Below are 18291 nucleotides of genomic sequence, written 5' to 3'. Positions count from 1 at the left end.
CCGGGGCGGGGTTGCCAGTGGCGGGGTTCCCGTCAGGTCCGGATCGGGGATATGTCCATCCCCTGATCGCGGCAACTCCGGAAGCCGCCACCCGGCGGGGGGTTACGGATCGCCACATAGGGGGACTGGGATGGACGTTTCCGTTTCCCCGGCACGCCTGACTTCCCGGTCGTCGCGAGGAGGCAGGGTGGTTCCGGCGCTCGTTCGGGATATGGCTTTGAAAGACGTCATTCCCCAGCCCGAAAGTGCGTTGAATGGATGTCCGGCAGACTATGATACAACGCTGTCCGGGTCCCCTGACAATAGCTGTTAGGGAGCGGGATGCACCCCGCAGGTGCCCGTAGTGGATTGCGGGTGCTCCGGCAAAAAAGGGCGGACCCGCAGGCCCGCCCTTTTCCAATACACAGGGTGTTTCCGGCCGTCAGTGCGCCTGGGGCGCCGCTGCCGAGGCATCTGCTGGCAGGCCGCCGAGCTGGTCCACCAGCTTGGTATAGGCATCCAGGTACGCAAGCACGATGATCTGGCCGATCTGGGTGTTCTGGTAGCCGCCACCGCCTACGCCGGCGAAGGTGCCGCCGAAGAAACCGCCACCTCCGGCGCCGAAGCTGACGTCGGACTTGCGGGCATAGCCTTCGACCAGCGCTTCCTCGACGGTGGTGCGCGCGTTGACGATCGAGAGCGTCACATTGGCTTCACCCTTCTTGATGTTGATGCCGCCGGCAATGGCGCCAAAGCCGCGGCCGAACAGGCCGCCAACACCACCGAGCACACCACCGAGATTGGTGCCGCCCGAGTTGTTGTTGGTGGAGACGATATCGGGCTGCAGGAAGTAGTCCGCCGCCTTGATCTGGCCCTTGCCGATGTTCGAGCCGGCCTGCAGCTCACCCTGTTCCGCCAGGGCGCGTTCCATTGCGCTGCTCTGGAGCGAGCGGCCGCGGTTGACGAGCGTGAAGCAGCGCGAACGCTGCACGAACACCTTCAGGATCGCTTCGGGGCTGCCAAGGCTGAATTCGCGCCACCATTGATTGTCCGGCTCTACGATGGCGACGGTGCCCAGGTTTTTGTAACAGACGGGAATTTCCTGCGTTCCGCGTTCCTGTGCCTGGCGTGCGGAAGACTTGCTTTCGGCAATTGCCGGATTTGCGCCGACTGAAATGGCGAGTGCGCCAAGTATGCAAGCGAACTTTTTCATGGCAGATATTCCCTCCTTGCTGCCGCATGATGAAATGCGGACCGCCCAGTCCCAAGACATGCCCAAGCTAGGCCGCTGCCGACCTTTCAACAAATGACGATGTCAGTAAGGTGACTTAGCAGTTCGAAGGCATGACTGCCATGTTGTCGATCAAGCGGGCACGTCCGATCCGGGCTGCGGCCAGCAGCCGCATCGGCCGGGGGGAGCGGCTGTCGAGCACGGTCAGGTCATCGGCATCACGCAGGCTGGTATAATCGACCGCGCTGAAACCGCTGCCGAGCAGCGTGGTTTCGAGCGCCTGCAGTGCGGCCTTCACGTCCTTGCCGGCTTCGATGTCAACAATGGCGGCCTTCATGGCCGCGGGAAGGGATGCTGCCTGCTGGCGTTCCTGTTCCGTCAGGTAGGCATTGCGCGAGGACATCGCGAGACCATCCGCCTCGCGCACGGTGGGTACACCCAGGATCCGGTCCGCATGGGGGCGGGACAGGTCGAGGTCGCGGGCCATGCGTCGGATCACGGCCAGCTGTTGCCAGTCCTTCTCGCCGAACAGCGCCACGTCGGGCAGGACCTGCTGGAACAGCTTGCACACCACGGTGGCGACGCCGTCGAAATGGCCCGGCCGCGCCGCTCCGCACAGGCCCTCGCTGACGCCGGTGACCGAGATGTTTGTGGCGAAGCCCTGCGGATACATGACCTCGACCGTAGGCGCCCAGATCAGGTCCACGCCTTCCGCTTCCAGCAGCGCGCTGTCGCGTTCGAGCTGGCGGGGATAGGCATCGAGATCCTCGCCGGCGCCGAATTGAAGCGGGTTGACGAAAATCGAGACGGCGACGCTGGCAGCGCGCTTCTTCGCCTCGCGAACCAGCGTCAGATGGCCTTCATGCAACGCGCCCATGGTGGGAACCAGAGCGAGCGGTCCGGCTTTGCGCAAGGTGGCGACTGCACGGCGCAGTGGATCAACGCTGTGGACGGTTTGCATTGGCTGGGGCTGCTCCGATATGATGACCTTGACCGGCGGATGCGCCTGCCCTTAGCCGCGGCGCGCCTCGTACGGCAATGTATTTGAATTCGCGGAAGGTTGGGTCAACCCTCCCGCAGCAGGAAAGCGATAACAGTCCGTGGCAGCGCATCGTATCGTCTTCGCAAATGAAAAGGGTGGCACGGGCAAGTCCACCACCGCCGTTCACGTCGCCATTGCATTGGCATATCAAGGGGCCAATGTCGCCGCGATCGACCTCGATCCGCGCCAGCGCACCTTGTTCCGCTATCTGGAGAATCGGGTAGAAACCGAGCGCAAGCGCGATATCGCGCTGCCGGGCGCGCGCTTTGCGGTCTATGACGGCGAGGACATCGACGAACTCGACGATCTCGCCGAGCAGATCGCCGATGGCTACGATTTCCTGATCTTCGACACGCCCGGCCGTGACGACCTCTTCGCCCGCCACGTCGCGACGACGGCCGACACGCTGGTGACTCCGCTCAACGACAGTTTCGTTGATTTCGACCTGATCGGCCATGTCGATGCCGAGACGTTCAAGGTGAAGAAGCTCTCGTTCTACGCCGAGCTCATGTGGGAAACCCGCAAGAAACGCGGGCAGAAGACCCTGAACGAAGGGCGGCGCGAAATGGACTGGGTCGTCGTACGCAACCGCGTGCAGCACGTGGAAGCGCGCAACATGCGTCGTCTGGAAGGGGCGCTCAGCGAGCTGTCCAAGCGCGTCGGTTTCCGCGTGGCGAGCGGTCTCTCCGAACGCGTTATCTACCGCGAGCTGTTCCCCTCTGGTCTTACTCTGCTCGACAAGGGGCATCTCGGCGAACTCGGTACCAGCCATCTGGTCGCCCGGCAGGAATTGCGTGGTCTGGTCGCGGGCCTCAACCTGCCGATGCCGGCGCGCAAGCAGCCTGATTTCGCCTTCGCTGCGGAATAGGGCGGGCTTTTCGTGAAGGCGATCCGGGCGTGAAGCTGATCTGGCTCATCGCGCTGGCCTGCGTGGCCTGGCGGGTGTTCGTGGGCCGCTGGCCCTGGCAGCCGAAGCCGCGGGTGCGCCGCTCGTTTGCGGCGGTTCATGCGCGCGAAGTGCTTGGCGTGGACATGGGGGCCGGCCGCAAGGATATCCTCGATGCCCACCGCCGCCGCATTGCCGCGATCCATCCCGACCGCGGCGGCAGCAGCGAGCAGGTGCACGAGGCCAACGCCGCGCGGGATCTCCTGCTTGCCGAGCTGACGCCGGATCAGCCGTCCTGAGGCGGGCGTGACGGCACGTCACCGGTTCGATCCCACGATCCTGCGCGAATACGACATTCGCGGCGTTGTCGGCATTACGCTGTGTGAAGCAGATGCCCATGCGATCGGCCGCAGTTTTGCGACAGTCGTGCTGAGGGAGGGCGGCCGCCGTATTGTTGTGGGCTGCGACGGCAGGCTGAGTTCCCCCATGCTGGAGAAGGCGCTGGTTGCCGGGCTCACCGCCAGCGGTGCCGATGTGGTGCGCATCGGGCTCGGACCGACGCCGATGCTCTACTACGCCGAGGCTTCGGCCACGGATATCGATGCAGGCATACAGATCACCGGCAGTCATAATCCGCGCGATCACAATGGTTTCAAGTTCGTACTGCATGGCCACCCGTTCTTCGGGGCGGCGATCCAGAACCTTGGCGTCATGGCGGCTGCCGGCGACTGGGAAGAGGGAGCAGGGACCTGCGAGGACCGGCCGGTTCTTGCAGCCTATGTGAATCGCCTTCTCGAAGGGCTCGCCGGTGTTGATCCGGCCCGGCTTGCTGCACTGCGGATCGGCTGGGATGCCGGGAACGGCGCAGCAGGGCCCGCGCTGGAAAGGCTCACCGCGAGATTGCCCGGCGAACATCATCTGCTCTTCACGGACGTGGACGGGCATTTCCCCAACCACCACCCCGATCCGACGATCGAGGCAAACCTTGCTGATCTCAAGGCGCTGGTCGCGCGGGAAAAGCTCGATTTCGGCGTGGCCTTCGATGGCGATGCCGATCGCATCGGGGCGGTCGATGCCGGCGGCCGCGTGATCTGGGGCGATCAGCTCATTGCGATCTTTGCCGAGGACATCCTGCGCCGCCAGCCCGGAGCCACGATCGTGGCGGATGTCAAGGCTTCGCGCACGCTGTTCGATGCGATTGCCCGGCAAGGCGGTCATCCGGTGATGGGCAGCTCCGGGCATTCGCTGGTCAAGGCGAAGATGAAGGAAATCGACGCGGGGCTGGGCGGCGAAATGAGCGGGCATGTGTTCTTCGCCGACGACTACTACGGCTTCGACGACGGGCTCTATGCGGCGGTCCGGCTGATGGCCGCGACCGTGCGGCTGGACCGGACGCTGGCGCAATTGCGCGACGCCATGCCCGAGACCTTCAGTACGCCCGAGCTGCGCTTCCCCGTCGATCGTGCACGCAAGTTTGCCGCCGTCGGGGAAGTGCATGCACGACTGGCGAAAGCCGGGGCGCAGGTCGTCGACATCGACGGTGTACGGGTGACGACACCAGACGGCTGGTGGCTGCTGCGCGCCTCCAATACGCAGGACATGCTGACGGCACGCGCCGAAAGCGACACGCGGGAAGGGCTGGAGCGGTTGATCGGCGAGATTGACGCGCAACTGGCGCTTTCGGGTCTCTCGCGCGCCTAGAACGCCAGTACAAGCGCGCCGGTCACGACGGCGGTGGCACTGGCAACGAGAGGCAGGGCGCCGTGTTTTCCCTTGCTCCATCCGCCCACGCTTGCCGAGACGAAGGCCTTGAACAGGGTGTTCAGCGTGACGGAGACGGCCAGCACCAATGCGGCGTTGAGAGGGGGCAGGGTTCCCTCAGGCAGGTTGCCCATGGTGATGATGGTCGAATCGACATCGACCGTGCCGGAAACCGCCAGCACCAGCGCCAGTTCCCGGTCACCGAAATGGTCGAGGACCCAGCGCGCTGCCACCGTCAGCGCCATGACAAGCGCGGTCAACATGAAGGCCGGCGCCAGATCGAAGGGGTTGCGCATCGGCATCTTGTCCTGCGGCTCGTGCTCGGTGCCCTTGGGGACCTTGCGCAGATACCAGGCGGTGAGTGCGAGGCTGACCAGCAGGCCGGGCACCACCAGCCGTATCAGTGATCCGAGTGCAAAGGGGGCCAGTGTGGCGGTGAGCACCATCACGCGCAGGTACATGACGACCGATGCCGCCGAGATGCCGGCGGCGAGGATCGGCGTCCCGTCCGTGCCTTCCTTCATGCGCGTCGCCAGCGAGGCGGTGACGGCGGTGGAGGACACGACCGATCCTGCGGCGGCGGTCGCGATCACGGCGCGGGTCGGGCCGAGCATGCGTGCGGCAAAGTAGCCGGCGAAGGAAAAGCCCGAGACAAGCACGACGACCATCCACAGCTTGCGGGGATTCCAGGCATCATATGGGCCGTAAGGCTGATCCGGCAGCAGCGGCAGGATCACCAGCGCAATCAGCGCAAAGCGCGCGATCGACAGGATCTCCTTTTCGTTGAGATGCCGTACCCAGCTATGAAGCTGTTCGCGCATTGCGAGCACCAGTACCATGACGACGGCGACCGCCGTGCCTGTCAGCCGCTCGCCGGTTCCCACCAGGAAACCGCTCGCGAGAGTCAGCAGTGCGACCACGCCCGAGGTGCCGTCGATGCGGCCGCTCACCCGGGCGGTGCGCTCGTAACCCAGCAGGACCAGCACCATCACCGCCGCGAGCAGGGCAGTCGCCGGGCCACGTGCGTGGTCGTAGAGCACGCCGGCGATGCCGCCTGCGAGGCCCATCAGGGCAAAAGTGCGGATGCCGGCAAAGCGCGATCCGGATGCCTGCTCGCGCAGCACCCATCCGCGCTGCAGACCGACCAGCAGGCCGAGGGCGAGGCCCATGCCGATGTTGATCAGGTGCGGATTGCCAGAGAGCGCGTTCATCGAAGGTGTTGCCTATGGGTGAATGGTTGGCTCTTCGGGCATGGGAGCGCGCTCGGCAAGGCTCTGTCGTCCTTCTTCCGCAAGAGATCGCCTTTTCCACGCGCCGGTAATGTGCTCCATCAGAGGCATGGCAGTGCATTCCAGAACCGCAGGCAGGCCAGGCCGATGACGGGTGAAGCCGGGGTGCCTCGGGAAATCGCTGCGTGGTTTGATGGCCGCGGCTGGCGTGTCAGGCGGCATCAGCAGGAGATGCTGGAAGCAGCGGATGCCGGACGGCACGCGCTGCTGGTGGCCGATACCGGGGCGGGCAAGACGCTGGCAGGGTTACTGCCGACGCTGGCGGCATTCGCTCCGTCACGGCTGGGCGGAGCAACGCCGGCCGAGGGGCTGCATACGCTCTATGTCTCGCCGCTCAAGGCGCTGGCGCATGACGTGCAGCGCAACCTGATCGCTCCCATCGAGGAAATCGGGCTGCCGATCCGTGTCGAGACGCGCAGCGGCGACACGCCGTCGGACCGCAAGGCCCGCCAGCGCGCCCGTCCGCCGCATGTGCTGCTGACCACACCGGAATCGCTGTCGCTGCTGCTGAGCTATCCCGAAGCGCCGGAGCTGTTCGCCGGCCTCAGGCGCGTGGTGATAGACGAGGTCCATGCCTTCGCAGCGGGCAAGCGGGGCGATCTTCTGGCCTTGTCGCTGGCGCGGTTGCAGGCGCTCAGCCCCGGCCTGCAGCGCGCGGCACTTTCGGCGACACTGGCCGATCCCGATGCCTATCGCGGCTGGCTCGCGCCATGGGGAGACATTGACAGCGTTGCGTTGGTCGAAGGCGAGCGGGGCGCGGACCCGCAGGTGGAGATCCTGCTCCCGCAGGAAGAGCGCATCCCCTGGAGCGGCCACGCGGCGACATGGGCGATCCCGCAGCTGATCGAGCAGATCAGGTCGCACCGCACCACGCTGGTCTTTACCAACACCCGGTTCCTCGCCGAGTACATCTTTCAGGAACTGTGGGATGCCAACGAGGAGAATCTGCCTATCGGTATCCACCACGGGTCGCTGTCGAAAGAGGCTCGGCGCAAGGTGGAAGGGGCGATGGCCCGGGGCGAACTGCGTGCGCTGGTCTGCACCGCGAGCCTCGACCTCGGTATCGACTGGGGCGATATCGATCTCGTGGTGCAGATGGGCGCGCCAAAGGGCTCGTCGCGGCTGCTGCAGCGGATCGGGCGGGCCAATCACCGGCTCGACTGCCCGAGCGAGGCCCTGCTGGTCCCAGGCAATCGCTTCGAATTTCTCGAGGCCTTCGCCGCGCAGCAGGCCGTGCGCGAGGGGCAGCGCGATGGGGAGGTGTTCCGCCCTGGCGGACTCGACGTGCTCGCACAGCATGTGATGGGCACGGCCTGCGCGGGCCCGTTCCGTGAGGAGGCGCTGCTGTCTGAAGTGCGCTCGTCGCTGGCCTACGCGTGGGTCGATGAGACCGTGTTCGGCCGGGTGCTGGAGTTCGTCGCGACGGGCGGTTACGCGCTGCGCGCCTATGACCGCTTTCGCCGCATCGTTCGCGACAAGAATGGAACATGGCGTCTTACCCATCCCGAACATGCTGCGCGACACCGGCTTAACGCCGGGATCATCGTCGATGCCGAGATGCTGGAGGTGCGGTTTCGCAATGGACGCTCGCTGGGCAAGGTGGAGGAAGGCTTTGGCGCCAGCCTTGAGCCGGGCGACACTTTCCGGTTTGCCGGCATGGATCTGGAAGTGGAATCGCTGAAGGATCTCGACCTCATCGTGCGTGCGGCGAAGCGGTCTGCCACCATCCCCAGCTACATGGGCCAGCGGATGCCGATTTCGACGCACCTCGCAGGCCGCGTGCGCGAAATGCTCTCCGACCGGGCGGGCTGGGCGCGGTTTCCCGACGATGTGCGCGAGTGGCTCGAAGTGCAGGACTGGCGCTCGCACCTGCCGGCGCCCGGCCGGCTGCTGGTCGAGAGCTTTCCGCATCAGGGGCTCGAATACACCAGCTACTTCACGTTCGAGGGCTGGAACGCGAACCAGTCGTTGGGCATGCTCATCACGCAGCGGATGGAGGACCGCGGGCTGGGCCCGCTGGGCTTCGTAGCGACTGACTACACGCTCGTGATCTGGGGGCTGAAGCCGGTCGATGATCCTGCCTCACTGTTGTCGCCCGATATCCTCACGCACGAGTTCGTCGACTGGGTGCAGCAAAGCTACCTGCTGCGCCGGGCCTTTCGGGAAGTGGCGGTGATCTCGGGCCTTGTCGAGCGCCAGCACCCCGGCAAGCGCAAGTCCGGGCGGCAGGTCACATTCTCGACCGACCTCATCTACGATGTATTGCAGAAGTACGAGCCCGGTCACCTGCTGATTGAGGCGGCATGGGCCGATGCACGGGCAAGGATGACCGATGTTGCCCGTGTGGCCGACGTGCTCGACCGGGCCGCGCGCGAAATCGACCACGTCTGCCTCGACCGTATCAGTCCGCTGGCCGTGCCAGCCCTTTCGATGATCGGGCGCGAAAGCCTGCCGTCCGGCGCGGCGGACGAAGAATTGCTGGTGGAGGCGGAAAGCCTTGCTGCCGTGGCAATGCGGGTGGATGGCCCTCGTCCTGATGACGTAGAGTGAGTGTTCCCCGGCACGGGTGCACCGGGGAACGAGGCAGCGCCTATTTCTCAAACGCGCGATGGCGCTCGTTGCCGACGAAGCCGAAGCGGGTGACGCCCGAGGCCTTGATCGTATCGAGCACGTGCAGCGTCTTGTCGTAGGTGGCATCGGCCGAGGGTTCGAACTGAAGCTCCGGCTCTACCGGCATACGCGTGGTCTGGAGCAGCAGCGCGGCGAGCTGCGGGCGGGTCACGGGGATGCCATTCCAGAGGATCCTTCCCTGGCTCGTCAGCACGACCTTGTTCTTGATAGAGTCCGGCACTGCCGGTGGCGTGACGCCTTCTGCGGGAAGATCGATGTCGACGCTGTTGGTGGCGGCGGGGATCGTGATCACGAACATGATCAGCAATACCAGCATGACGTCGATCAACGGCGTCGTGTTGATGGCGGCGATAGGGCCCTGTGGCAGAATGGGCGCGGCAGATGCCATGAGCAATGTCCTTTCCGACTGCTCCGCGCCGTCGTCACTCTACAGCGTATCCATACAACAAAAAAGGGACGGATTGCTCCGCCCCTTCGTGGGATCCGCGAGGGATCCTGTCTGGTTTCCGGCTTACTTGCCGAATTCCGAGAACTGCTCGTTGCCGACGAAGCCGAACTTGGTCACGGCCGACGCCTTGATGACCTGCAGCACGTTGGCCGACAGTTCATAGCTGGCGTTGGGTTCCGGCTGGAACTGCAGTTCCGGTTCCGGGTCCATGCGGGTGGTCGCCTGGAGCGTGGTCAGCAGGCGCTGACCATCGATCTGGGTGCCGTTCCACATGATCTCGTTGCTGGCCGTGAGAACCACCTTGTTCTTGACCGGATCGATCGGCGGAGGTGTGTCCGTCGGAGGGGTTGCGACTGGCAGGTCGATGTCAATCGAGTGGGTCGCAACCGGGATGGACATGATGAACATGATGAGGAGGCAGAGCATGACGTCGATCAACGGCGTCGTGTTCATATCCATCATCGGCGAGCCATCGTCCTTGCCGCTTGACATAGCCATGGAATATTACTCCTGTTCCTGCCGAAACGTCAGCCGTTCGGGTCGATCGGGTTGGTGATGAAGCCAACCGTCGGGTAGCCCGAAATCTGGACGTTGTAGATCGCGCCCGCAACGCACCGCCAGGGAGCGTTGACGTCACCGCGGATGTGAACCTGCGGGATCTGGTCCGGGTTCTCCATGAGAGCCTCGGGACCACCCGCGCGCTTCACGATGGCGTCAAGGCGCTTGAAGGCCTTGTCGCGCAGCTCTTCCGAAGTGACCGGCGTGATGTTGTTGAGGTAAATGCGGCATTCGCCGTTGCGCGACGCACCCTCGTAACCAGGTTCGCCAGCGCTGCGGCCGGCATCGTCGGTCGTCGAAACGGTGAGAAGAAGGTTTTCGACCTTGTCCTTCGATTCGACTGCCACGATGACCGGGATACGAAGCTTTTCGATCGTCTGGATCGCGACCGGAACCGCGATGAGGAAGATGATCAGCAGCACCAGCATGACGTCGACGAGCGGCGTCGTGTTGATGTCGGACATCGGTGTGTCTGCACCGCCTCCGCCCGTGGATATCGCCATAGTCTTATCCTAATCCTTGCGTTGCCTGGGGGATGGCGGCGGTTTGCGCATGCAACTTGCCGCCGCCTGTCCCCAGCGGGAGCGGAACCGGGCCTGCCGGTTCCGCTGGCCCGCGCTCCTTACGACTTGGCCGGAGCGGCAGCGGGCTTGGCCGGAGCGGCCTTGGCCGGAGCAGCGGCAACGGTCGGCTTGACAGCGCCGCCCGAAGCGATGTTCGCAAGAACGTCGGTCGAGAAGCCGGTCAGCAGCTCTGCGATGCGCTTGTTGCGGGCCTGCAGGTAGTTGTAGGCGAGAACGGCGGGAACGGCGACGAGCAGACCAAGCGCGGTCATGATCAGAGCTTCACCGACCGGACCGGCGACCTTGTCGATCGAGGCCGAACCGGCAAGGCCGATCGCGATCAGGGCGCGGTAGATGCCGACGACGGTACCGAACAGACCGATGAACGGCGAGGTCGCGCCGACGGTGGCGAGGAACGGAAGGCCGCCAGCGAGGCGGGCGTTGATCGAGGCTTCCGAACGGGCCAGCGATCCGTGCAGCCAGTCGTGCGCTTCAGTCGGATCCTTCAGCTTCGAGGCTTCTTCTTCAGCCTTCACGCCGTCGTCGACGATCTGGCGCCATGCGCTGTTCTTCTCGAGCTTGGTCGCGCCTTCCTTGAGGGTCGGAGCCTTCCAGAACGCGGTGCGGACGGTGCTGAACTGGCGCATGATCTTCGACTGTTCGAACCACTTGGTGAACAGGATGTAGAACGAACCGAACGACATGATGCCGAGAATGATCACGGTGGCATAGGCGATGAAACCGCCCTGCTTCAGGGCTTCGGCAAAGCCGAATTTGTTCTGCGGCGCAGCTTCGGCGGCAGCGGCAAGGATATCAACGATAAGCATGCGATTTACCTCTCAAGAAGAATGCAGTTTTAGCCGGGAGCAACAGCCCGGCCGGGCCGTCAATTAGTTAAGCCTGTAAACGATGGCTGTGGAATACGATCCGCTGGTCGGGTTGCCGGCAGCATCGAGCGCCGGGTTGAAGCGGGCGTAACGGGTCATGCCGTCACAAGCCGCCTCGTCCAGATCCGGGCTGCCGCTCGAGCTCGAGACCGAGCAGGAATCGACACGGCCATCCGAATTGATCGTGACGCGCACACCGACGCGGCCTTCACGCTCTTCGCGAGCGGCGCGGGTCGGATAGTTCGCCTGAATACGGGCCGCCCAGCTGTTCTGGCCCTTGGGCGATGCACCACGAGCCTTGGAGGGGGCTGGCGGTGGCGGCGGCGGCGCTGCCGTCTGGATGACCACCGGCGGCGGCGGCGGCGGCGTGATCACGGTCTGCACCGGCGGCGGGGCCGGGGCAATGTTGATCGGCGGCGGCGGCGCCACGATGGGCGGCGGCGGCGTATCTTCCTTCGGAGGTGGCGGAGGTGGCTCCTCCTTGGGCTTCTCCGGTTCCTTGATATCAACCGTCGTTACTTTGCTGATCACTTTCTTCGCCGCCTCATAGGCAAGGCCCGTGACGAGCGCGTAGCCGACGAAGACATGGATCAGCGCGACAATGACAAGCGCGGTAATCTTGTTACCGCTCATTTGCTGGTCAGCGTAAGCCATTCAGACCCTTCACTCCATTACCAAGCCCCGGAACATATCCAAAAAGCGGACAAGTCCAAGGGCGCCCATGGCCTCCCCCCCAAAAAGACGTGGAGCCCATGACGAAACTCTAAACTACCCACCCTGACGGCTGACAATCCACCAGCCGTAAACGTGCGACGGGCAAGCGGACCGAGGAGCATTTTTGTATTTTCGCCCCGTTTCGCGTGTTTCCTTAGCGGCGATGTACCCCCTGCGCAACGCCTTATCGGCGGTTCAAGGGTTAACCCTCAATTCATTCAGGTTTCCGCCAAACTCAGTGCATACGATTTTGAGCCTGTCCCGGCTCGTGATTATAACATGCGGCATTTCCACGGAGATTGTCATCGATGTCAGTAAAATCGAAACGCTTGTGGGCGGCTCTGGGCGGAGCGATGCTGGCCGTTTCGGCCGTTCCGGCTCTGGCGCAGATCGCCGCGCCTGCGGGACCGGAGCCCACTTTTGCGGACATCGCCGACCTTGCCGATTCGGCCGGATTGGTCGTTCTGGTGGAAGTGACGAAAATGGTGCGCGTGGAAGATTCAAGGGCGCCCGGACGGCAGCAGGGTTACGGCCGCTTCTATGTGGAAGCCAAAACCCTTGCCCTGCTGACGGGCAGCGCGCCGCTGGGCGAATCGGTCAAGTATCTTGTCGACCTGTCGCTTGATGCACGCGGCAAGCCTCCGAAGCTCAAGAAGCAGAGTGTGTTCCTGTTTGCGCGGGCCGTTCCCGGCCGGCCGGGTGAGCTGCAACTGGTTACGCCGACCGCGCAATGGCAGCGCACCGCAGCCGGAGAGGCGCGGCTGCGTGCCATCCTCAAATCGCTGGTTTCGCCTGACGCGCCGGCGAAGGTGACGGGCGTGCGCGAGCTGTTCTATGCACCCGGGAATTTGGCGGGGCAGGGAGAAACGCAGATCTTCCTGAAGACGGAAGACGGATCGGCGGCCTCGATCACCGTGCAGCACGAGGGCAGCGGTCCGCCGGTCTGGGGTGTGTCGTTTTCCGAGCTGGTGGCTGATCTGGGCCATCCTCCGCAGCCGGAAACGTTGGCCTGGTACCGCCTGGCCTGCTTTCTGCCTAACATGCCGCCGCCCGGCGCGAATGTGTCGGAAGGCTTCGCCGAGAAAAGGCAGGCGGAAGCGGATTACCGCATGGTGCTGGGCGAACTGGGCGTGTGCCGGCGTAACTTGTCCTGACGGTTTGGGCCGGATCCGGGTGCGTGGTGTTGAAGGTGCTGGAAATTCGGCCAAGCCTGCCCTAGGGCGCGCTCCCGAAAGGGAGCATTATGGTTGAGCCGCTCAAAATCGCACTTGCAGGTCTGGGAACTGTCGGAACCGGCGTGGTTCGTCTTATCGAGACGAATGCCGAACTGATCGCGCGGCGTGCTGGGCGTCCCATCCGCATTACCGCAGTGAGTGCGCGAGACCGGACCAAGGACCGCGGTGTCGATCTGTCTCCCTATGCCTGGGAAGACGATCCGTCGGCGATGGCCTCGCGCGATGACGTCGACGTGGTGGTGGAGCTGGTCGGTGGTTCGGACGGCCCGGCGCTGACTCTGGCGCGCGGGGCGATCAAGCACGGCAAGGGCCTTGTCACCGCCAACAAGGCGATGATTGCCCACCACGGTCTGGAACTTGCCGCGAGCGCAGAGCAGGCCGGCGTGCCGCTCAAGTTCGAGGCGGCCGTGGCCGGGGGCATTCCCGTCATCAAGGGGCTCAGCGAAGGTGCCGCAGCCAATGCGATCGACCGCGTCTATGGTATCCTCAACGGCACCTGCAATTACATACTCTCGACCATGGAAGACACAGGCGCCGACTTCGGCGACGTGCTCGCCGATGCCCAGCGCCTGGGTTATGCCGAGGCTGATCCCACGTTCGACATCGAAGGCATCGACGCTGCGCACAAGCTCTCGATCCTTGCGGCCATCGCTTTCGGCACGCGGTTGCGCTTCGATGCGGTAGAGACCATGGGCGTCTCGCGCGTCAAGGCGGCGGACATCGAGCAGGCCCGTTCACTGGGCTATGTCATCCGGCTGATCGGCACGGCGGAAATCGACGGCAGCGAGACCGCGCCGCGCCTGTTCCAGCGCGTGCGCCCGCATCTGGTGCCGTTCGACCATCCGCTGGCGCATGTCGATGGCGCGACCAATGCGGTTGTCGCCGAAGGCAACTTCATGGGCCGCCTGCTGTTCCAGGGCGCCGGTGCCGGTGACGGCCCGACTGCCAGCGCCGTGGTGGCCGACATCATCGACATTGCCCGCGGCGAGAAGGGTGCGGCGTTCTCGATGCCCGCGGGTGATCTGGAGGCCATGGAGCCTGCGCCGACAGGCCACCGTCTCAGCCGGTCCTATATCCGCTTCACGGTTCCCGACCGGCCGGGGGTGCTGGCGGACATAACTGCGGCCATGCGCGATGCCGGGGTGTCGATTGAAAGCCTGATCCAGAAGGGCGATCCGGACGACGACGGCGAGGTGATCCTCGCTCTCGTCACCCATGTGGTGCCCGAAAGCGCAGTGAGCGAGGCCATGCGCATTCTCGAGGGTTCGGACAGCCTGACCGCCCAGCCACTGGTGATGCAGATCATCGGCGACTGAGGACCTGGCCGTTTCCGGGCATGCGGCTGCCTCAGGGCGCGCGCAATTCGCCTTTCGCGATCTTGTCCGCATCCGATCCGGCCGGTGCCTCGGGAATTGACGACAGGTCGATCAGATAGGGCTGCTCGGGCGGGCAGGGCGGAATCATGCACATTCCGCTCATCGTTGACTTGCCCTTGAAGATGCCGCCACCGGCGACGTCCGGCGCTTGAAGCCGGCCATCGTTCAGGGCCGCGGCGGATTCGGGATCCAGATCCGCTGAGGATTTGACGCGAAATTCGTCCTCGTCGGGGGCGCACACCGTGATTTCGCCCTGCTTGATGGTGCGCAGGCACGTGTTGCGGGACCTGTCAGGCATGATCCGGCCGCCTGTCCCCAACATCTTTTCAGCTATGGCACGGTCCTCGTCGCCCGGCGTCCGGGGCGCCGTTTGTGCCATCGCCGGAGCGGGGCCCATGGCGGCCAGCGCGAAAAGGACTTTCCAGCTTCTCGACAATTCCAATTCCTCTGTCTAAGCGGGCCAAACCTTTCCTCCCTGGATTAATCCGGAGTGAACATGTCCGAAAAGCCGACTCCTGCAAGTAAAGTCCTTGATCGCGTTCTCGTTCTCGAAATGGTTCGGGTTACCGAAGCTGCTGCCATTGCTGCTTCGAGCCTGGTCGGCCGAGGTGACGAGAAGGCCGCTGATCATGCCGCCGTCGAAGCCATGCGCAAGGCTTTTGACGAACTCTACATCGACGGCACGGTCGTCATTGGCGAAGGCGAGCGCGACGAAGCGCCGATGCTCTTCATCGGCGAGAAGGTCGGCGGTGCGCCGGGCAAGGGGCCGAAGATCGATATCGCACTCGATCCGCTGGAAGGCACCACGATCACGGCCAAGGCCGGTCCGAACGCCCTTGCCGTGCTGGCGGCTGCCGAAGAAGGCGGCCTGCTCAACGCGCCGGATGTCTACATGGACAAGATCGCGGTCGGTCCCGGCTACCCGGAAGGCGTGATCGATCTCGACAAGAGCCCGACTGAAAACGTCAAGGCCGTGGCTGCGGCCAAGGGCGTGAAGCCGGAAGAGATCATTGTCTGCGTGCTCGACCGTCCGCGTCACGAGGCTCTTATCGCCGAATTGCGTGAACTGGGCTGTGGTGTCGTGCTGATCGGTGACGGTGACGTCGCCGGCGTGATCGCGGTGACCGACGAGAACACCACGATCGACATGTACATGGGCTCCGGCGGCGCGCCCGAGGGTGTGCTCGCGGCGGCTGCGCTTCGTTGTGTCGGAGGCCAGTTCAACGGCCGCCTGCTGTTCCGCAACGATGACGAGCGCGCCCGCGCCCGCAAGTGGGGCATCGAGGATCTGAACAAGATCTACAAGCTCGAGGAACTGGCCAAGGGCGACTGCATCTTCGCGGCGACCGGCGTTACCAGCGGTTCGCTGCTCGACGGCGTGAAGCACCTCAAGGGCGGCAAGATGACGACCGAGAGTGTCGTCATGCGTGCGAGCTCAGGCACTGTGCGCTGGATAAAGGGCGAGCACCGCATCGTCTGATCTCTTGCGTATCTTTGCAGATCGGCGAAGGCCGGGTCCGGACCATACGGACCCGGCCTTCGCTGTATCGCCTGCCGGTGAAAACGGCGCTTGCTCTATTGCAATCGGATGACGCATGGCTAGAGGCGGGCGCGACCGCGCCAGCACCTTCGGCCGCATTGAGGGATTCGCCATGAAGATCATGTCCGGCAACAGCAACCTGCCGCTCGCCCGCGCCATTGCAGGATACCTTGAACTGCCGCTCACCGATGCGAGCGTCCGCCGTTTCGCTGACGAAGAGATCTTCGTCGAGATCCATGAGAACGTGCGTGGCGAGGACGTCTTCGTGGTGCAGCCCACCAGCTACCCGGCGAACGATAACCTGATGGAGCTGCTGATCTGCATCGACGCGCTGCGCCGTGCTTCGGCCAAGCGCATCACTGCGGTGGTGCCCTACTTCGGATATGCCCGCCAGGACCGCAAGCCCGGGCCGCGTACGCCGATTTCGGCCAAGCTGGTCGCGAACCTGATGACCGAGGCCGGCGCTGACCGCGTGCTCTCGGTCGATCTGCACGCCGGGCAGATCCAGGGCTTCTTCGACATCCCGACCGACAACCTGTTCGCAGCGCCGGTCATGGCGGCCGACATTCAGGCCCGCTACGGTGATCAGGCGCTGATGGTCGTCTCGCCCGACGTCGGCGGCGTGGTCCGCGCCCGTGCGCTTGCCAAGCGTCTGGACAATGCTCCGCTGGCCATCGTCGACAAGCGCCGCGACAAGCCGGGTCAGTCGGAAGTCATGAACATCATCGGCGACGTGAAGGGCCGCGCCTGCATCCTGATCGACGACATCATCGATTCCGGCGGCACCCTGTGCAACGCCGCGCAGGCGCTGATGGACGAAGGCGCTTCGAGCGTTACGGCCTACATCACGCACGGTGTCTTGTCCGGCGCTGCCGTCTCGCGCGTCAGCAATTCCGCGCTCAAGGAACTGGTAATCACCGATTCGATCCAGACCACCGATGCAGCGAAGGAATCTGACCGAATCCGGGAGCTGACCATCGCGCCGCTGATCGGCGAGGCAATTCGCCGTATTGCTGACGAGAGCTCGGTTTCCAGTCTGTTCGACTGAGGTCTTCGCGCCTTATTCCCAGGGACGGGCTTCCCCGGGCGCGATGCGGTGGAGCGCTTCCAGCCGGCGGGCTTGGCGTGATTCGAGTGACAGGGTGAGAATCGGCTGCGGCGACTTCACGAACTGGCGCGGCGACATGCCGAACAGTGCGGTGAATTCATGGATCAGGTGGCTTTCGTCGTAGTAGCGAAGCGCCATCTCCTCGCCCTCCGCCGAATCAGCGACGCCCCGCAGATGGCTGGCCATGTCGAGGGCACGGGCCCGGCGCAGGACCTGCTTGGGCGCCATCCCGAAGTCGCGGTTGGCCACGCGCTCGAGTTTGCGGCGTTCGACTTCACAAAGCTGCGCAGCCTCGCCGACGGACATTCCCGGATCCCTGAAGGTTATGTCCTCGAAGCGGGCGGCAATCGGGTCGGGCATGGCTCCGTCCATGTGTTCGATCCGCTTGCGCACGAGGTCTTCCAGCGTGTGCAGCCAGTCTTCGGGCGTGGCGTCGGGCGGCAGCATCGAGAGGATTTTGTCGGAAGGCATGGCGACAGCGGTTGTCGGGACCAGCCGGTCGAGAAAGTCGCCGAGCCTGGGGCCCCGCAACGCGGTGCAGGCGCCAGGCCGCATGCCCATTCCCACGCTGATGAAACTACCGGTGACCGTGACGGGCATGCGTTTCGTCTGCGGCCCGAAGAACAGTGCCGCGCGCCCGAACGTTTCGTGCCCGGTCGCGGTTTCGGCTGTCCAATCTCCGGCAAGCTGGATGCGGACGAAGGCGGCATCGCTGAACAGCCCGCACGATAATGTGTAGCCGGCAGGCGCCGAGACTTTCGTGACGTACAGGCGTGCGATCCATGGCGCCAGATCCGGTGCCGGTGCGCGATTGTATGACAGAGGCTGCCCGTCTTTAGTGACCCCCTGTTCCGGTGCGATCGCCGGATCGATTGCCGGGCGTTTGCTGTGATCCATACCCCCGCTCTTGCCACGCTCTCTTCGAATCAGAGCAATACGTCCGGCGAAACGGCCGCACAACGAGGGAAAACCTACCACAGGGATGTTGCGCCCTGCCATATTATTACAGTGGTGTCGCATGCGAGATGGCGGCTTGACCGGAG

The 18291-nt window shown here is 64.3% G+C and carries 18 protein-coding genes; 8 read left to right on the top strand and 10 right to left on the bottom strand.

What is annotated here, in order from left to right; translation table 11 throughout:
* Positions 1-421: 421 nt before the first annotated feature.
* Both MTR64_RS19685 and panC read right to left on the bottom strand, forming a co-directional pair.
* Positions 422-1192 (bottom strand): CsgG/HfaB family protein, encoded by a 771-nt coding sequence (locus MTR64_RS19685; RefSeq protein ID WP_243996247.1) that lies wholly within the window; start codon positions 1190-1192, stop codon positions 422-424.
* 115 nt (positions 1193-1307) lie between these two features.
* The gene (gene panC / locus MTR64_RS19680; RefSeq protein ID WP_243996246.1) at positions 1308-2171 is read right to left on the bottom strand and encodes a pantoate--beta-alanine ligase; all 864 of its coding nucleotides are present in this window, start codon (positions 2169-2171) and stop codon (positions 1308-1310) included.
* A gap of 139 nt (positions 2172-2310) precedes the next feature.
* Between panC and MTR64_RS19675 the strand changes: the two genes are divergently transcribed.
* The 3 genes from MTR64_RS19675 to pgmG are packed head-to-tail and all read left to right on the top strand — an operon-like array spanning position 2311 to position 4839.
* Positions 2311-3120, top strand: coding sequence for a division plane positioning ATPase MipZ (locus MTR64_RS19675; RefSeq protein WP_243996245.1), 810 nt, complete (start codon positions 2311-2313; stop codon positions 3118-3120).
* A 29-nt stretch (positions 3121-3149) separates the two neighbouring features.
* Positions 3150-3437, top strand: a complete 288-nt coding sequence (locus tag MTR64_RS19670; protein ID WP_243996244.1) for a molecular chaperone DnaJ — start codon at positions 3150-3152, stop codon at positions 3435-3437.
* A 7-nt stretch (positions 3438-3444) separates the two neighbouring features.
* Positions 3445-4839 (top strand): phosphoglucomutase/phosphomannomutase PgmG, encoded by a 1395-nt coding sequence (pgmG, locus tag MTR64_RS19665; protein ID WP_243996243.1) that lies wholly within the window; start codon positions 3445-3447, stop codon positions 4837-4839.
* On the opposite strand, the gene MTR64_RS19660 is transcribed toward pgmG, so the two are convergent.
* Positions 4836-6110 carry an MgtC/SapB family protein gene (locus MTR64_RS19660; protein ID WP_243996242.1) on the bottom strand — a complete coding sequence of 425 codons (1275 nt, stop codon included), beginning with the start codon at positions 6108-6110 and terminating at the stop codon, positions 4836-4838. The two genes, pgmG and MTR64_RS19660, sit on opposite strands and share 4 nt — an antisense overlap.
* Positions 6111-6275: 165 nt before the next feature.
* On the opposite strand from MTR64_RS19660, the gene MTR64_RS19655 reads away from it, so the two are divergent.
* The gene (locus MTR64_RS19655) at positions 6276-8738 is read left to right on the top strand and encodes a ligase-associated DNA damage response DEXH box helicase (protein WP_243996241.1); all 2463 of its coding nucleotides are present in this window, start codon (positions 6276-6278) and stop codon (positions 8736-8738) included.
* Between the two features lie 40 nt (positions 8739-8778).
* On the opposite strand, the gene MTR64_RS19650 is transcribed toward MTR64_RS19655, so the two are convergent.
* From MTR64_RS19650 to MTR64_RS19630, 5 genes are all read right to left on the bottom strand, one after another.
* The gene (locus tag MTR64_RS19650) at positions 8779-9207 is read right to left on the bottom strand and encodes an ExbD/TolR family protein (protein ID WP_243996240.1); all 429 of its coding nucleotides are present in this window, start codon (positions 9205-9207) and stop codon (positions 8779-8781) included.
* 123 nt (positions 9208-9330) lie between these two features.
* Entirely contained in the window at positions 9331-9765 is a 435-nt protein-coding gene (locus MTR64_RS19645) for an ExbD/TolR family protein (RefSeq protein ID WP_243996239.1), read from the bottom strand.
* A gap of 29 nt (positions 9766-9794) precedes the next feature.
* The gene (locus MTR64_RS19640; protein ID WP_243996238.1) at positions 9795-10328 is read right to left on the bottom strand and encodes an ExbD/TolR family protein; all 534 of its coding nucleotides are present in this window, start codon (positions 10326-10328) and stop codon (positions 9795-9797) included.
* Between the two features lie 119 nt (positions 10329-10447).
* Positions 10448-11215, bottom strand: coding sequence for a MotA/TolQ/ExbB proton channel family protein (locus MTR64_RS19635; RefSeq protein WP_243996237.1), 768 nt, complete (start codon positions 11213-11215; stop codon positions 10448-10450).
* A gap of 63 nt (positions 11216-11278) precedes the next feature.
* Complete coding sequence (locus MTR64_RS19630; protein WP_243996236.1) at positions 11279-11929, bottom strand: energy transducer TonB; 651 nt, start codon at positions 11927-11929, stop codon at positions 11279-11281.
* A 515-nt stretch (positions 11930-12444) separates the two neighbouring features.
* Here MTR64_RS19630 and MTR64_RS19625 point away from each other — a divergent pair.
* Positions 12445-13143 (top strand): hypothetical protein, encoded by a 699-nt coding sequence (locus MTR64_RS19625; protein WP_327194297.1) that lies wholly within the window; start codon positions 12445-12447, stop codon positions 13141-13143.
* Positions 13144-13232: 89 nt separating this feature from the next.
* Positions 13233-14540: a homoserine dehydrogenase gene (locus MTR64_RS19620; RefSeq protein ID WP_243996234.1), complete on the top strand. Its 1308-nt coding sequence runs from the start codon at positions 13233-13235 to the stop codon at positions 14538-14540.
* 31 nt (positions 14541-14571) lie between these two features.
* Here MTR64_RS19620 and MTR64_RS19615 read toward each other — a convergent pair whose 3' ends face one another.
* Positions 14572-14898 carry a hypothetical protein gene (locus tag MTR64_RS19615; protein ID WP_243996233.1) on the bottom strand — a complete coding sequence of 109 codons (327 nt, stop codon included), beginning with the start codon at positions 14896-14898 and terminating at the stop codon, positions 14572-14574.
* A 198-nt stretch (positions 14899-15096) separates the two neighbouring features.
* Here MTR64_RS19615 and glpX point away from each other — a divergent pair, with 198 nt between their 5' ends.
* Both glpX and MTR64_RS19605 read left to right on the top strand, forming a co-directional pair.
* Positions 15097-16080 carry a class II fructose-bisphosphatase gene (glpX, locus tag MTR64_RS19610; protein ID WP_243996232.1) on the top strand — a complete coding sequence of 328 codons (984 nt, stop codon included), beginning with the start codon at positions 15097-15099 and terminating at the stop codon, positions 16078-16080.
* A 172-nt stretch (positions 16081-16252) separates the two neighbouring features.
* Positions 16253-17188 (top strand): ribose-phosphate pyrophosphokinase, encoded by a 936-nt coding sequence (locus MTR64_RS19605; protein WP_243996276.1) that lies wholly within the window; start codon positions 16253-16255, stop codon positions 17186-17188.
* 12 nt (positions 17189-17200) lie between these two features.
* Here the strand turns inward: MTR64_RS19605 and MTR64_RS19600 are convergent, their stop codons facing one another.
* The gene (locus tag MTR64_RS19600) at positions 17201-18145 is read right to left on the bottom strand and encodes a helix-turn-helix domain-containing protein (RefSeq protein WP_243996231.1); all 945 of its coding nucleotides are present in this window, start codon (positions 18143-18145) and stop codon (positions 17201-17203) included.
* Positions 18146-18291 lie beyond the last annotated feature (146 nt).

Source organism: Novosphingobium album (ex Hu et al. 2023) (assembly GCF_022832385.1).
GTDB classification, from domain to species: domain Bacteria; phylum Pseudomonadota; class Alphaproteobacteria; order Sphingomonadales; family Sphingomonadaceae; genus Novosphingobium; species Novosphingobium album.
Note: the sequence above shows the minus strand (reverse complement) of the source record. Positions and strands in the feature narration are given on the sequence as shown.